The sequence below is a fragment of the Neptuniibacter sp. QD48_11 genome (assembly GCF_047778095.1).
GTDB lineage: Bacteria > Pseudomonadota > Gammaproteobacteria > Pseudomonadales > Balneatricaceae > Neptuniibacter.
Window position 1 is genome coordinate 3162474 of the sequence record NZ_CP180551.1, and the last position, 15558, is coordinate 3178031.

General features: G+C 42.7%; 15 protein-coding genes. 2 read left to right on the forward strand and 13 right to left on the reverse strand.

The genetic code is table 11. The features are described from left to right. Positions 1-235: 235 nt before the first annotated feature. Genes ACMXYU_RS14785 through ACMXYU_RS14795 form a run of 3 tightly spaced genes read right to left on the reverse strand, consistent with a single transcriptional unit; the run spans position 236 to position 1203 of the window. The gene (locus ACMXYU_RS14785) at positions 236-523 is read right to left on the reverse strand and encodes a hypothetical protein (protein WP_415899282.1); all 288 of its coding nucleotides are present in this window, start codon (positions 521-523) and stop codon (positions 236-238) included. Positions 524-533: 10 nt separating this feature from the next. Next, positions 534-707 carry a hypothetical protein gene (locus ACMXYU_RS14790; protein ID WP_415899283.1) on the reverse strand — a complete coding sequence of 58 codons (174 nt, stop codon included), beginning with the start codon at positions 705-707 and terminating at the stop codon, positions 534-536. Further along, complete coding sequence (locus ACMXYU_RS14795; protein WP_415899284.1) at positions 694-1203, reverse strand: replication/maintenance protein RepL; 510 nt, start codon at positions 1201-1203, stop codon at positions 694-696. Before ACMXYU_RS14795 ends, ACMXYU_RS14790 begins: the two co-directional genes overlap by 14 nt. 634 nt (positions 1204-1837) lie before the next feature. On the opposite strand from ACMXYU_RS14795, the gene ACMXYU_RS14800 reads away from it, so the two are divergent. Then, positions 1838-2818 (forward strand): hypothetical protein, encoded by a 981-nt coding sequence (locus tag ACMXYU_RS14800; RefSeq protein WP_415899285.1) that lies wholly within the window; start codon positions 1838-1840, stop codon positions 2816-2818. Here ACMXYU_RS14800 and ACMXYU_RS14805 read toward each other — a convergent pair. From ACMXYU_RS14805 to ACMXYU_RS14830, 6 genes are all read right to left on the reverse strand, one after another. Next, positions 2815-3054: a hypothetical protein gene (locus tag ACMXYU_RS14805; protein WP_415899286.1), complete on the reverse strand. Its 240-nt coding sequence runs from the start codon at positions 3052-3054 to the stop codon at positions 2815-2817. The genes ACMXYU_RS14800 and ACMXYU_RS14805 overlap by 4 nt on opposite strands. Positions 3055-3140: 86 nt before the next feature. Beyond that, positions 3141-4142 (reverse strand): DUF2971 domain-containing protein, encoded by a 1002-nt coding sequence (locus ACMXYU_RS14810; RefSeq protein ID WP_415899287.1) that lies wholly within the window; start codon positions 4140-4142, stop codon positions 3141-3143. A 55-nt stretch (positions 4143-4197) separates the two neighbouring features. Further along, positions 4198-4896 carry a hypothetical protein gene (locus tag ACMXYU_RS14815; RefSeq protein ID WP_415899288.1) on the reverse strand — a complete coding sequence of 233 codons (699 nt, stop codon included), beginning with the start codon at positions 4894-4896 and terminating at the stop codon, positions 4198-4200. 104 nt (positions 4897-5000) lie between these two features. Next, positions 5001-5756: an endonuclease/exonuclease/phosphatase family protein gene (locus ACMXYU_RS14820; RefSeq protein WP_415899289.1), complete on the reverse strand. Its 756-nt coding sequence runs from the start codon at positions 5754-5756 to the stop codon at positions 5001-5003. A gap of 12 nt (positions 5757-5768) precedes the next feature. Next, complete coding sequence (locus ACMXYU_RS14825; RefSeq protein ID WP_415899290.1) at positions 5769-6974, reverse strand: tyrosine-type recombinase/integrase; 1206 nt, start codon at positions 6972-6974, stop codon at positions 5769-5771. A gap of 516 nt (positions 6975-7490) precedes the next feature. Further along, the gene (locus tag ACMXYU_RS14830) at positions 7491-7925 is read right to left on the reverse strand and encodes a MerR family transcriptional regulator (protein ID WP_415899291.1); all 435 of its coding nucleotides are present in this window, start codon (positions 7923-7925) and stop codon (positions 7491-7493) included. 82 nt (positions 7926-8007) lie between these two features. Between ACMXYU_RS14830 and ACMXYU_RS14835 the strand changes: the two genes are divergently transcribed. Beyond that, positions 8008-8622 carry a cation transporter gene (locus tag ACMXYU_RS14835; RefSeq protein WP_415899292.1) on the forward strand — a complete coding sequence of 205 codons (615 nt, stop codon included), beginning with the start codon at positions 8008-8010 and terminating at the stop codon, positions 8620-8622. A gap of 163 nt (positions 8623-8785) precedes the next feature. Here ACMXYU_RS14835 and ACMXYU_RS14840 read toward each other — a convergent pair whose 3' ends face one another. The 4 genes from ACMXYU_RS14840 to ACMXYU_RS14855 are packed head-to-tail and all read right to left on the reverse strand — an operon-like array spanning position 8786 to position 15534. Next, on the reverse strand, positions 8786-10090 hold the full coding sequence (locus tag ACMXYU_RS14840) for a sensor histidine kinase (protein ID WP_415899293.1): 1305 nt from the start codon (positions 10088-10090) through the stop codon (positions 8786-8788). Beyond that, entirely contained in the window at positions 10087-10755 is a 669-nt protein-coding gene (locus tag ACMXYU_RS14845; protein WP_299179315.1) for a response regulator transcription factor, read from the reverse strand. Before ACMXYU_RS14845 ends, ACMXYU_RS14840 begins: the two co-directional genes overlap by 4 nt. Before the next feature lie 54 nt (positions 10756-10809). Further along, the gene (locus ACMXYU_RS14850; protein WP_415899294.1) at positions 10810-13995 is read right to left on the reverse strand and encodes an efflux RND transporter permease subunit; all 3186 of its coding nucleotides are present in this window, start codon (positions 13993-13995) and stop codon (positions 10810-10812) included. Positions 13996-14004: 9 nt separating this feature from the next. Continuing rightward, the gene (locus ACMXYU_RS14855; protein WP_415899295.1) at positions 14005-15534 is read right to left on the reverse strand and encodes an efflux RND transporter periplasmic adaptor subunit; all 1530 of its coding nucleotides are present in this window, start codon (positions 15532-15534) and stop codon (positions 14005-14007) included. Positions 15535-15558 lie beyond the last annotated feature (24 nt).

Sequence of the window (15558 nt, forward strand, 5' to 3'; positions counted from 1 at the left end):
TCAGCATCCAAGCTCTCAGAGAGAGAAGGTTCAGAGACTACCTGAGCATGGCGACATGCTTAATAACAGGAAGTAGCTTAGTTTAGTCACTAGGTGAAACAGCGCCCAGCCCTCAATTTTTTGAGGTGATGATATAGTCCGGCTACCGTGAAAACGAGTAGATAATAAACGTCAAAATCCCCCGCCCTAACAGGTGTGCCGGTTCGAGTCCGGCCGCTGGTACCATTTCTTAAGCCTAAACGGTTATAAATTTTCCCCTCATAGCTCTATCGGCAAACTTGCTAACTTTTACCTTCCTCATTTTGCCTTTTTTATTCCCATAACCTGAATTATTAACAACCGCGACAGTCCCCGAACAGTACTGCCCTTCTGCTATATATGCTTCAAACTCCCAACCGAACAACCTAAGATACTCTCTCACCAAGCAGCTATGACTACTTTTGTTTAATGCCGCAGCAAGTGACACCACAAACTCATATTCCAATACTGCCAAACGCTCTAACTTCTTCTTACTACACTTCATTAAATCTCCTCTAAAATTTTAGTTTATTTCTCTTTTTCCTCTTTACTGACTTTTCAGGATCAACACCCCCTTCCCCTTCAATCTCATAAAAATTGTCAACATCAGAGAACAACTCGGGAAATTCAATCACCTTAGACAGTTCTTCGAACTCCTTTTTTTGCCTATCATTTCTAAACTTTTTCATTCTCTCCTCCCTTCACGACAGAAGAATCTACAAAACCACCTTGAACACTTCGATTTCCATCAGTGGAGTACGATACCTTTATCCACGCCTCACGCCTCTTATGTATTTCGCTCCATTCCCCTTTACCAAATAAATGCGGGTCAGGCTTAAAAACACCCCGCCCCTCCCTGATAAACAGCTCATTCTTAATCAAATTTTGCAAATAATTATCCAAAGATTGAACTTTATACCCAGTTCTTTTACAAATCATTTTTTTATTAGTTGAGTTTAACGATATAAGGCCATCATAATCCATTCGCCTTAAAAGCTCATAAAGCAAAGAAGAAGAGTTATTAGGAAGCTCATATAGCTTTCCTATATCTTCTAGATACAATTTTATATAAGCAGGCTCCTTTGGAACGCTATAAACAGTAACTTTATTTTCCTCTTTTACTTCACCAGTCTCTCTATCAAAAGTCTCAACACATTTTTGACTTATTATTCTCTTACTTGACATTATTTCCTCTTAAGTTATTTTAAATACAAATAACGTACTTTTACTTAAAGTCAAGTATTAAATTCAAACCTACTTCACAAGAGTAAAATAAATACTCAATAAAAGTAGAAAAACTACTCCGAACGAGTAATTTAAAAAGAGACAAAAAACCCCAAAAAAACCAGATAAAAACTACAAAAAAACAACGGGACTAAAAAAACCACCCCTCTTATATTATTAACACCACCAAAAATAACAATATAAATAAAATTTAAAAATAAATTAAAAAATTTCTGATTTTTTCCCTAACGTTACGCTAAAGCTTCACTTGCTATCGGGGTGTTATAACCCCTCTTTTCAAACTTCTATATACAAAGAGATCCAACAAAGGAGGCTAAATGCCTCCGCACAAGTGCAGCGAAGCGAAACCTACAAAACGCCAGTTTACCCAAGCGCAGCGCGGCAGCGAAGCGGCGAGGAAAAACGTTTACGTTTTTGGGTTCCAAGGGGCAAGCCCTTTGGCAAGAAGGAAGCGGAGCGGGGGTTTAACATCGTTAAAGCTCCTATCTTGAATAGCAAACGGTCAGTTTTTATAGAAGATTGACAAATATTTTTAAAATGCTATTCATGATAAATAAAACAATATCAACAAGTTATGATCAAGAACTGGACTGTAAAGACCAAACAAATCAAGAAAAAAACTCGTATAAAAAAAGACGGTAAAGTTGTAAAAACAATCAATTCCTCAGCTTTCAAATATGGTTGTTATTTACTCAACAAGAAAGCCCAGTCTCACTACCACACAAACATAATAGACCTAAACAAAGCCCCTCAACGTCTAGCCCAAATCAACGCTCAAATCACTAGCAGAAAGTTACATCGACAAGCAGCAGGGCTGCGAGGCGGTGGCATAAACTGCGAAGCAACAAGTTTTGTTTTATCTTTGCCAAAAGACATAAAGCAACCAACCCCTAAAGAGTGGCAAAAAATCGCCATGAAGGTTGTTAAATCACTCGAAGAACCGACCGGAATAAGCGCCAATGAGCTGTGGCAGCAATGCGTAGCAGTACTCCACGAAGAACCATCAAAAGACAAAAACAACCACCTTAACCTTATGATTGGCAATGTTCATGATAATGAATATTGCAAAGCCTTAACTCAACACAGGTCAACCTATGCCGTAAAAAGAGCTTTTAATCAAGCAATGCTGGAGCTAGGAATAGACCACATGAAGTACTTGCCCCAAAAGAGCAAAATAGGTGATAAACCGCTATATGCAGCTAGAGCCGAAAAGCTCAAACAACAGGAAGAACTACTAAAGGCTAAAGAAAAGAAAATTCACAATAAAATATCAAATCTAAATATTCTCAAACTCGAAGTAGAAGAACTTCTTTCCTCCTTCAGGCACTGGCTCAAAGCCTTCAAGAACCGTGCAGTTGAGGAATCCATTGAACTTGCTGAACAGATTGAAGAAACTTCACTTTATGTGAAAAATGAAAGACCTGATATCCTTGAAGAACTCGCCGAAACAGCTGAAGAAATAGAACTTCAAGACACATATCTTAGAACTGTACAGAACGAAGAAAAAGCCCATCACCGACTGAGAAAAAGAAGGAGAAGAAAAAGGCGCCCTTAATTAAACCTTTCTAAATCACCAAAAATGTTTTCCGGGTATATATCTTCTAATATTTTAATCGCAATACCTCGATTCTCATCATCCATACCTTTAAGTTTACTTAGCTTATATTCCTCATTTCTATATAAGCAATACACAAACTCCTGTAACCTTATCTGACTTTCAACTTTTTCAATAATTTCTAAAACGCGCACAGATTCGCAAAAACTATCAATAATATTTTTTTCTTTATCCATTTTTATCCCTCTTTTTATAACAGAAACATATTCCTGCACATAAAATAAAACACAAATAAAAAAATAATCAATATTATAAATAAAAATTATTGAACAATATCGTCCCTAGAAATATTATCGAAATCCAACTGATAGCTAAATGTAGACCTTTTTGATTTAAAAAAATCCCCATGCCGATTAAATACATTTGTATTATCAATCCCATCAAGCGCTTTAGACTGTTTAGATAAGTCAAAGCTCTCACCTAAGATACACGCAGATATAAGCCCAGTGTTAATCCTCATGCAATAAATCACATCAGAATAATGGCTCAACCCACTTAGTAATTTTGCCACTAGCTGTCTGGTAGGACTGTCCTCTATCATGTAAAGGTTAAATTCATGCGCCTTTCCATCATAACAGTAAACATACTCGGCGCTATCACCGAGCAGGCCAACACAACCTCTTACTAATTTACCACCGTCATGTGACTCACTTGTTGACTCCGGAATTTTGACTACATCAGCTTGCTCAAGGTGAATGATATACCTGTGCTCTTTTTCATAAATCCACTCATCGCTTTTGTGAAGAAAAGAGTGTCTGGCTATTAAATCTGTATCGCCTGCGGAAAGTTCATCCCATGGATATTCATATGTATCTAAACGGAAGGCTGGCTGTTTCTGATACTTAATACTATCCAACTGTCCGTTATAGACTGGACTACCTATAGGCCCCTCACCAAAGCATTGGCTCAAGGAACCCTCATTAATCCTTGGAAAAAGCTCAACGAAAAAATCACAATCATCTATTACATTAAAACCAACAACTAGACCCCTATGTTCATTAGCATAGTGTGCCCACATAAGCAGATTGTCATAAGATTGAGTCAATGAAATAACACCTGTTTTAGAAATGGTGCTTTCTATCTCTTCTAATGCCCACCCCATATCTTCTGGACCATGATATGAAGCCTCAAGCAATAATTCCTCAACAGCCTTTCTATCAAAAAACGCCTCATAGGGGTCATTTAGTACTGAAGGCTGTGAAACTCTAATCAATCCGTCCGTAAACAACTTGTGAGCACTGCTAAGATATTTATATAGACGCATTACCAATCCCCATCGTTTCAGTCATTTCAACAGAACAGAATCAGTTAGGAGAACACTAGTTCTGTATACCCGTCACTAACCCATTGGTTACATATACATAACTCCCGCTACCATAAACCCACTGCTCTTTGACGCGATTTGCCGTTACAGTTCTGTTCACCTTCACAGGACTACCCCATGCCAAAGTAACAAAGTCCTCTTTTGCGCCAATCCATACTTTGCCCCTTACCAACTTTTCTCTTTCCTCATCAGAAGGGGAAAGCTCAAGCAACATATCTGATAAAGCTTTTACTCGACTTTGAACCTCGTCAGTATTCTCAAACGAATTACAATATGCAGGCCATTCTGTTTTTCTATTAAACTCGGCCTTATAGACAAGCTTTAAAGAACATTTGTCGAGTTTGTTAAGGTCGCCCTTTACCGAATACCAAACCATCAATGATATATCGTCCCAATCTTCTATCCCTGACTTCTTAAAGCTTTCATATGCTTGGTCTAAATCCTTCTTGTCCGTCGTTAGGTGTCCGTATATCCAGCCCTTAGAGCCATTCGGGAGCAATACTTGGCAGGTCTTAGCGTTGCAGCCTCCATACATAAACTGAACACTATCGCCTTTTTTGAAGGTGTGAATTTTCTTGCTAACACTACTAGGGGGAGGTGGGAAATTATATACAGGTACTGTTGTCAAAGCCCTGTATTCAGCAGAAGCCGTGGTAGACAAGAGCATCAATAATCCTAAAGCTATCTTTTTCATCACATAAGTTCCTTTTACTATTAATCTATCTACCACCCGGATTTCAGCAATAGAGGTATTCAATTATGAAAATCTTGGGTTCTCAAGCCTATCAAGTGTCACTTCTAGTCGGCGCCCATATCAACTGTAAGCGGCATGTGGTCACTTACCAATAACCACTGTTCTATATCACCAATACTCAGTCTGCTTTTGCCTCTTAGCTCATGGGACATAAACACATAATCTATATGATACGGCTTACTTTCCTTTCTATGCATATAAAATGTCGGTACAGATTCTCCCCCCTGCTCTTCATCAAATTCTATGTGGTAAAGACTTTCTATACCAATAGCTTCTAATTCAGCAACAACATCACTATGACTCCACCAACGGTCTGACTGGTCCCAGATAGTATTACTATTAAAATCTCCTAGAATTACCACTTTTGGCACTGACAGTTGTTCTCTATGTATTTGCAGATACTTCCAGAACTGCCCCATATAGCCGAAATTAGGTGAATTTGCTCCCTTTGTCCAAACAGCTAAAACAGTAATTTCGTTACCTACTGTGCATGGCAAAAACAGTTCTAAATCACTACTTTTCCATGACATGGAAGCATGACTTCTTTCAAAGCCCTCTATTTCGAACTCACCTTCCCAATTCAATCGGGATATTTTATGCCCATTCCTTGCAAATACTCCGATTCCTTTATTTTTTGTTTTTCCTGTCCATAAATAATCTCCTGCCCAGTCTCTATAAGTGGCCGTGGACTCGGCAGGATTCTCACACTCTTGCACTATCAGAATGTCAGCTTCTAGCGTATCTGCTTCCTTCGTTTTTTTACGAAGCGCACCGTTACAATTCCATGTCACGATTTTCATAGGATTTCCCTGTTAATCCTCCAGCAAAGCATTACGATTCATAATAGCCGTCAACTTGGAGTAGTACTTGTCTATCATGGCTGTAGAAGTTCCTGTCGCTTTCGCCACCAAATGGACATCTTTGCCCTTCATCAACATTCGAGTAATGTACGTATGCCGGAAAGAGTATAAAGTTTTATTTCCTTCAATCTCATAACCACAACTCTCTTTTAAAAAGTCTTTGTACTGATTGAAGACATCGATAAAGTTTATCGCTTTATTCTGGTTGACACGAAAGAGGTATCTTTCGTCTCTTTTTATAACCAGCTGAATACCATCAACACTCTGAATCTGTGCAAGGTAATCCAATGAAGTTCTAGCTGATTTATCAACTGGAATCGTTCTTCGGTCATGCGTTGAGACCTTTCCTTCGTTTACCTTTAAATTCAAACCTCGTTGTTTCTCAAAGGTAAATTCACTTTCAAAACTCTTAACTTTTCGCGGTAATGTAAATGACTTCCATTTTAGACTTTGCGACTCAGTACCAGCTCTCAAACCCGTATCCCATAGAAACGTCAGATAAGCAGCGAATATTTTCCTGATACTTCTAGTGAGCTCTTTGCGTCCGTTTTTTTCAAATCTGTCAAAGTTCTCATCATTGAAGATATGAGCCAAATCTGATTCTGAAAAAATCTCCCGTCCAATCGGGTCTTCTTTATCATCTATACGAGGGAATTCAGGTATATCGAACTGTCTAATCAACCTTTCCGTTTTACAATACTCATAGAGCCTCTTAAGCGCCGTTTTTGTGGTTGTCAGCTGCGTATCAGACGTAATCTTGAACTCATTCAAAAACTCCAAGAGATCCTTCGTATCTATGCTATCGACGCGCTTATGCCCGAAATGCTCCCCCAGCCTTTTCCAATGCAGGTAGTAGGTTCTGTACGTACTTCTTTGTTTTTTCTTTTTGTAGTTTTCAGTAAGTATTTTTGTAATATGCGTAAAGGTAGGCGCATTGTCATGTAAGGGAATATTATTTTCCTGTTTAAGCCTAAGCAACAACTTGATTTCAAAGGCTTTTTCTATGGCCTTTTCCTTATCCGTCTCTTTGCTGCTTTTCTTAATGTATTGCTTCTTACCCTGATCCTCAACAGTGATATTTACCCACCAAAATCGACTCGTTTTCTGCTTATAGATTGCTACACCATCAACAATCTTATGGTAGTCTGAATCGCTCATGTTTACGCCTTTCGTTATACTTTTCGTTATACTGTTTAGAAAAATACCCATTATTTAATATTTTTCAAATAGTTAAGCATAAACATTACGATTTCAAAATCCCTTGCCTTCACGGGCGTGCCGGTTCGAGTCCGGCCGCTGGTACCATCTCTTTAACTCTTTGAAGAGAAAGCTGAAAAGCCTGAATTTACTGGCTTTTCTTAAGAAGGCGGAACCGAAAGGTTGCCGCTTTTTTTGTGCCTAATCACCTCCCCCGGTCCATTCCAGGGTCCCCGTCTGTGCGGATTCTGTGCGTAATGACATCTATCTATATCCACTTTTATCCCACAAAATCCAAGATAGGCACTTTTTACACAAGGTTTGATGAAGAGCAGCAATCAGGATATTTAGGTGTATTTCTTTAGTACTTTTCCGGTCTACTAGGGGGCACTTGAGCGAGATTATCAATACATTTCTGGTATCCCATGACTTCGGCTTTGTGCCAATAGCTGACATTAGATTTGGAACGTTGCCTTCCTATCCACTGGTATGTTTCTTCTCAAGGCATAATTTGTGGTCCGAAAGAACTTCAATGATTTGGCAATCAGAAACTGCTCCACCGGCGCATTGCTCTATCATACGTTTCAACTCCTTTTTCATTCCTTGTAATCGTTTAATCTTTGATTCCACATCAGCCAAATGATTTCGGGCTATAGCATCTACATCACCACAAGAATGGTTGGGGCTGTCGTTCAGTGTCAGTATTTCTCGAATTTGCTCCAGTGAAAAACCAAGCTCCCGACTATGGCGAATAAAAGCAAGTCTGTCACAATGCGCCTGGCGATAGATACGCTGATTTCCAGCCGTCCGTTCAGGAGCAGGGATTAGTCCTATCTGTTCGTAGTACCGAATGGTCTGTACCTGACAATTGCCTGCTATGGCGACCTCTCCGATCGAATATTTTTTACCCACGTAAATTAGTCCTTGAACCTAAAGTTACTTTAGGTATTAAGCTTATACCAGAAAGTAGATCAAGTCAGATTAAGGGGCTGGTATGGCTGGTTGTGGTTGTAATAGCAATGTTCAATTTGATGGTGTTTCCGCCGAGTACAAACGAACCCTATGGATCGTGATAGCGATCAATGTAGTTATGTTTGTGATTGAAACCGGAGCCAGTATCGCATCGCAATCAATGGCTCTCAGAGCTGATGCTCTAGATTTTCTAGGGGACAGTTTGACCTACAGCATTACCCTGTTAGCGATTGGGCACTCTCTTCGTTGGAGGGCCTCAGCAGCGTTATTTAAAGGCATAACTCTCGCGCTTATGGGGCTATGGGTATTGGGATCGACTCTCTACCGTACTCTCGTTTTACAGATTCCAAATGAAATGATCATGGGGTCGGTAGCTATGATGGCATTCACCGCCAATCTTATCAGTGCACTGTTGTTATTGAAGTATCGAAATGGGGACAGCAACGTGCGTTCGGTTTGGCTCTGTAGCAGAAATGATGCTATTGGCAATCTGGCTGCATTACTGGCTGCAGGTGCGGTTTTTGCTACCCAGAGCCCTTGGCCCGATTTGATTGTCGCTTTTGCGATGGCGTTACTTTTTCTGCATTCAGCATCGTTGATCTTGCGTCAAGCCATTTCTGAACTTCGTCAGGAATAAGTGAAAGCTTCGGAATATCAGTCTGTTAGATTCATCAGAAGAAACTAACAGGTCATTAAATCCTAGGGTGAAGTCTGGCTCTATACAACGAGACTACCTTTCCTGATATTACCTGCTCATTTGACGCTGAGCTTGGCCCTGACGTCTTCTAACCACAGAAAGATTAGATTAAGCTCAAAGGTAATTTCACACTAACAGAGAATCCCTTGGGTTCTTTGTTAGTAAATAAAATATGCCCTTGATATTGTTCAACAATAGTTAGGACTATATTGAGCCCAAGGCCATGCCCTTTCGCGTGTTCATCCAATCGTATGCCGCGCTTAGTTAAGCGTTCAATTTGGCTTTTTGAGCACCCAGGCCCGTCATCGTTCACTACTACCTCAAACTGGTCTAACCCGCCGTTTATATCCACACTGATAACTCCGTCACACCATTTTGCTGCGTTGTCCATGAGGTTGCCCATTAACTCATTAAAATCGGATTGTTCACCTGGAAAATGAGATTGCGGGTCGATGTTGATATCAAATGTCAGCAGTTTATCGGGGTAGATTAATTTAATTGTCGCCGCTAGGTTTTCAACTGCGGTAACAATAGAAAAGTTCTCGGACTGATGCCCTCTACCAGAGATTCGGGCTCTCTTTAATTCACTTGAGATTATCAGATTGAGTTGTTCAGCTTGTTCGATCAGTTGCTCTCGAATCTTAGGAGTAAGGCCGTTATCCTTGGTTTCGGCAATTTGTGTGATGACTGCAATTGGTGTTTTCATCGCATGAGATATATTTCCCACAGCATTTTTACTGCGCTCGTTTCGGCTATGTAGATACCCTAGTAGTTGGTTAATAGCGCTGACTAAAGGGGATATCTCACTGATGTCACTGTTGGGTAGAGTGGGTTTTTCACCCCGTTGCAGGGCATCGATCTGACTTTTTATCGGGTCTAATTTGGAGAAGGTTTCGCGGATAACTTTTCGCTGGAGTAGCAGAACAATTGCTAAGGCTAGAATAATGGCGAATAGCATATAGCTATGATTTTTATCGAGTTCAGCCAGCGCCGCTGTAGTTTCCTGAATAACTATAAACTGCATAGAATCAGAAAAGGTTTGGCTTAGGATTAAGAAACTACGGTCGTTGTTATCCTGAAATTCATGGAACCCGGGCGCGTTAAACCAGCCGTCTAATGGATACTCGCTGACAAGTTCTGGCGCTGAACTCCAACTACTTGTTTGGCTACGGATAACATAAATATGGCTACTGTGCTGCGGCAGGTTAAGTGTTAACGAGGTACGCTGTTCAGGCGTGGTATGTTGTAGATGTTGCGCCAGCGCTGATCCTTCATGCTGCAGTTGCTGTTTTTGCATCTTAAGGTAAAGGTTGTCAGCCCACCATGAGTGGAAAAAGGTCAACGCCGCAATCAAGGCTAATGCAATAAGGATAAAGCGCTTAAGCAGAACCTTCTCAATCGAAATCATAATAAGCCTTTGTAGCGATAACCTTGAAAGCGCCGATTTTCTATTACCTTTTTCCCCAGTTTAGTGCGTAAACGACGGATATAGCTTTCGACAATATTACTTTCCCGTTCGGCATCGAATTGATACAGAGTATCGAGCAGTTGCTGTTTGCTATAGAGCCGCCCTGGGTTGCGTAAAAAATGTTGTAACAGACGATATTCGGTGGAAGTCAGAGAGATACGCTCGCCGCTTTCCAGAATGATAGCATCTTGCGTACTTTCATCTAAGCCAATACCACCGGCTGAAAGGTTCGGGCATTGGTGTGGTTTACTGCGACGAAGTAGAGCTTCTAAACGCACCAATAGTTCTTCCTGACGGAAAGGCTTACAGACGTAATCATCAGCCCCCGCTTGAAAAGTGATAACTTTCTCTTCCCAATTATCCCGAGCAGTCAGCACTAATACCGGCGTATGCTTATGACTCTGCCGCCACTCTGTAAGCAGAGACAAGCCACTACCATCAGGCAATCCTAAATCCATAACGATAATGTCGTAGCTGATTTCATTCGTCATATAGCGCGCGTCACTCAGCGTACCGCTGACATCAACTATATAGCCAGAAGCCTCTAAGTTATGTTGTAGTTGGTGCGCTAAATTAAGATCGTCTTCAATCAGCAAAAGGCGCATGTTGATCTCCTAAACGTTGGAGACTGCAACACTGTTGCAGCCTCCGCCTGAGTCTTACTCCTCAGTCTGGTACTTATATTTTGAGAATACGTCATAGAGTGATGGTATCACCAGCATAGTGAGCAACGTTGATGAAATTAATCCACCGACTACAACTGTGGCTAAAGGCTTTTGAATCTCCGAACCGATATCAGTCGACAGAAGAATAGGAATAAGGCCTAAAGCGGATGTTAGCGCCGTCATTAAGACCGGGCGCAAACGTGAACAAGCACCTTCATACACCGCTTCAGCCATGCGCTGGCCATCCTGTATTCTCAGATTGATACTTTCCACCATGACAACGCCGTTAAGTACGGCCACGCCAAATAGTGTTATAAATCCAACCGAGCTAGGTACTGAAAGATACTGACCGGAAATAAACAACGCAGCGACACCCCCAATCAGCGCCAATGGCAGATTGAGTAATACCAAAGCAGCCTGCCCTAAGGAGCCAAACGAGAAATACAGAAGCAAACCGATCAAAACAATGGATAAGGGCACAACTATCATCAAACGTGCCTGAGCGCGCTGCTGGTTTTCGAATTGGCCACCAATATCTACGGTATAGCCTGCTGGGAGATCGACGTCTTGTTCAATCGCGGCATAGATATCGGCTACCACGCTGCCCATATCACGGTCTTGGACATTAGCTTGAATCACTACGCGGCGTTGGACATCATCCCTGCGGATTTGCGGCGGACCTTCTTCAATCGCCACTGTCGCTATATCACCCAAGCGAACGATAGCGCCATTGCTGGCTTGTAGGCGCAACTGTCTTAAATTTTCAGCAGATTTACGTTGATCTTTCTTCAGACGGACATAGATATCATAACGTTCGTTACCGTTGATGACTTGACCCGCGCTTTGGCCGCCGATACCTGTTTCCACAAGTTGAATCACATCAGCTACAGCTAAACCATAACGAAACAGTTGTTCACGGTTAGGGCGAATCACTAACTGCGCTTCACCTTCTACTTGTTCCATTGCTACATCAGTGGTGCCGGGGATCTGTTGCACCACCCGTTCGATCTCGCGGGCTTTATCCGCAAGGGTATCCAGCTCGCTGCCAAACAGCTTAATCGCCAACTGAGCTTTAACACCGGAGAGCAATTCATCTACACGGGTTGCTATAGGTTGTGAGAAAGTGAATAACAAGCCGGGATGCACTTCAAGGCGTTCTTGCATTAATTCCTGTAATTCACGGCGATTGCTGGCGCTAGTCCATTTATTTACAGGTTTGAGACCAATATAAATCTCGATATTAGACACTGGCTCTGGGTCTCCGCCTACTTCTGCTCGGCCAATCCGGCTCAAGGCATAAGTCACTTCGGGGAATGCCAAAATCTCCTGCTCTAACTTAGGTGCTACTGAGAGAGCTGTTTGCAGGTTAGCTGAAGGCGCTAAAGTAACACGTAAGTTGATGGTGCCTTCTTCCAACTCTGGTACAAACTCAGTACCTAAGCGTGGCAGTAATAACAGGGTGCCGACCACGGCCAAACCGGCAGCAGATAGCAACCATTTACGTTGCTTAAGTACGCTGCTGAGGAGTTTGCGGTAGGCTCGGTCGATTGGTTTCAGCAGCGGACTCTCTTTCTCACGAATTCCTTTACGGAACAGTAGACTGGCTAGGGCTGGCACAACGATCAATGCCACTAGTAGTGCGGCTAGCATAGCGATAATAATGGTGATCGCCATGGGCTGGAACAACTTGCCTTCCACCCCTTGTAAACTGAACAGAGGTGCAAACACGACAATAATAATCATCACTGCAAAGAAGACTGGACGAGCAACCTCTTTCGCCGCCATGATAATCCGTATCGAAATACCGTGGTCGTCTTTACTTGCTGCGAATGGGTCTTCAGTACCTGGAGCTGTATGGCCTTCGTGGCGTTGGTCTGGGTGGCTTAAGTGTTTAAAGATGTTTTCCATCATTACCACGGCACCATCAACCATCATACCGATGGCAATAGCAAGTCCGCCTAAAGACATCAAATTAGCGGACATCCCATTAAATGACATAAACGCAAGCGCTAAACCAACCGACAGTGGAATGGAGAGAAGTACCAACGAGGTTGCGCGCAGGTTTAATAGAAATAACGCCAATATAATCACAATAAAGATAAATGCCTGAACTAGAGCAGTTACCACCGTGCTGATAGCTTTTTGTACCAGATCAGATTGATCATAATAGACTTCGAAGGTGACGCCATCTGGCAGAGCACGATTGATCAGATCGATCCGTTCTTCAATCGCTTGGATAGTCGTATTGGTATTGCTACCCATACGTTTAAGGACAATACCAGATACCACCTCACCAAGATTTTCTATGTCACCGTCATTATTTTTACGTGACATCGTTACAGCGCCTTGGCGGATCTCACTGCCAAACTCAACCGTGGCAACATCGCCTACACGGACCAGAGCTCCATCGACTTCTTGTAGGGGAATTGCAGCAATATCTTGCAAGCCCTGACGGTCGCTACGTAACCAACCAACGCCACGAACAACCAACTGTTCACCTCCACGGTCTAAGTACCAGCCGCCAGCATTACGGTTGTTTGCTTCAATTGCTGTGATTAAGTCATCGCTATTGATGTTGTAGGCCAACAGGCGTTCGGCATCCAGATTGACCTGATACTGGCGAACTTCACCGCCAAAAGAGAGCACATCGGTCACACCATCAACCGGCATTAATAACAGTTTTACCACCCAGTCGTTGAGGCTACGCAGTTGCATCACATCATATTCACTGCCAGGTTCTGCTTTTAACAGATACTGATAGATCTGCCCTAGACCAGAAGTATTTGGTCCCATTTCAGGAATACCTACACCGGCTGGGATCATCTCTTTAGCCACTTGCAGTTGCTCAAATACCTGTTGGCGGGCAAAGTAGATATCGGTACCTTCCTTAAACACAACCGTAATTCCGGCAAGGCCCGTTTTAGAGATAGAACGTACCTCTTCAACATCAGGCATAGCATACATAACCGACTCAATTGGGAAGGTGATGAGCTGTTCGACCTCTTCGGCAGCTAGCCCTGGAGCTTCAGCATTTACTGCAACTTGGATATTAGTTACATCAGGGAAGGCATCAAGATTAAGTCTGGGGATTAAAAATACGCTGCCAATTAACGCAGTGAATACGGCTATTACCACCAGAAGTCGGTTGGTAACTGACCAGGTTATTAGTCTGTTTAACATCTCGAAATCCTAGTGGTTGTGGATATCAAAGCCAGCTTTGGCTTGCTCTGAAGCGAGGAAAAAAGTACCCGATGTGACGACCGTAGAACCTAGTGGCAACCCCTTAATAACACGCCCCTCACCAGTTTCACGAATGACTTCTATTTCCTCTAATTTATACTCACCGGGGGATTGCTCGATAAAAACACCCCAGTCACCATCAGGGGTGCGGGTGAAAGCGGCCTCCGGTAGATATAACTGCCAAGTGTGTTTATCCAGTGGCATAACCACCTGAGCAAATTGTCCCGGGTGGAGGCGATGCTCCTGATTATTGACACTGATTCGCGCCATACGGGTACGAGTTACTTCATCCAGGCTATGTGCGAATTGCAGCAACTCCCCCTGATACGCATCAGCCCCAACAGTGAGAGAGATCGGTGTGCCCTTGCTCAGGTTTAAAGGCAGGTTAGGTGGTAGTTGTGCTTCCACCCAGACCGTTGTTTCATCGACCAGCGTAAATAAAGGGTCGCTGCTGCTGACTTGTTGGCCAATCAGAAAATCATCTTGTTGTACTACACCTGCATGCGGTGCCTTCAGTACAAACTGACCTAAAGGATATTTACTGGGCTGGTTCAGTTGGTTTTCGATCTCGCTGTTAGAAAGTCCAAACGCACTGACCTTAGTCAGACTTTGTTGGAAATTAGTTTGGGCCTGACTATAGCGGTTTTTACCCGCAAGGCTCTTGCCCAGTTTACGTACGATCTCCCACTCTTTCGCGTCATTTTTAAGGTCAGAGAAACGGTCTGCAAGTTCATCGGAAAACAGAGAAACCAACGGCTGCCCTTTAACGACATGATCACCTAACATGACATGGCGCTGAATTACGCGAACATCTGCTTGGGGGGAGACAATGCTGCTGTTATAGCGGTTAATTACGACTTCGCCTGGGACTATTCGGCTATCTGCTAGCAATACCGGCTTGAGTTTGGTGGTTTTCAGGTCGATCATCGCTTGCTGTTTGGCATTTAGATGAACAGTCCCTTCCTCTTCTTCATGTCCATGTTCATCTTCACTGCCGTGAGCATGCCCGTCGTCATCGCTGTGCTCCTCTGCGGAAGCATTCTCATAACTTTCTTTATGCAGATATTCAGTTTCTTCAGCGTGATCATGGCCTTCTTCGTGCTGGTGTTCCGCTTCTTTGGCGTGATCATGGTCTTCTTCGTGTTGGTGTTCCGCTTCTTCGGCGTGATCATGGTCTTCTTCGTGTTGGTGTTCCGCTTCTTCGGCGTGATCATGGTCTTCATTGTGCTGGTGCTCGGATTCTTCGGCGTGGTCATGGCCTTCTTCATGCGGGTGTTCAGTTTCTGCGGCGTGATCATGACCTTCTTCGTGCTTATGATTTGAATCTTCAGTGTGCTTTTCGTTGTCTTGATGCTGATGTGTAGGTGTTTTAATTGATTGCTGTTGAGCTGCTGCGTGGTTGTCTCCGGCAGAGGCATTGCCAACCAGAGTTGCTAGTAACAAATTGCTAACGAGTAAAGGTAGAGTTTTCTTTTGCATAACGAGTATCTCAGTGATGAAGGC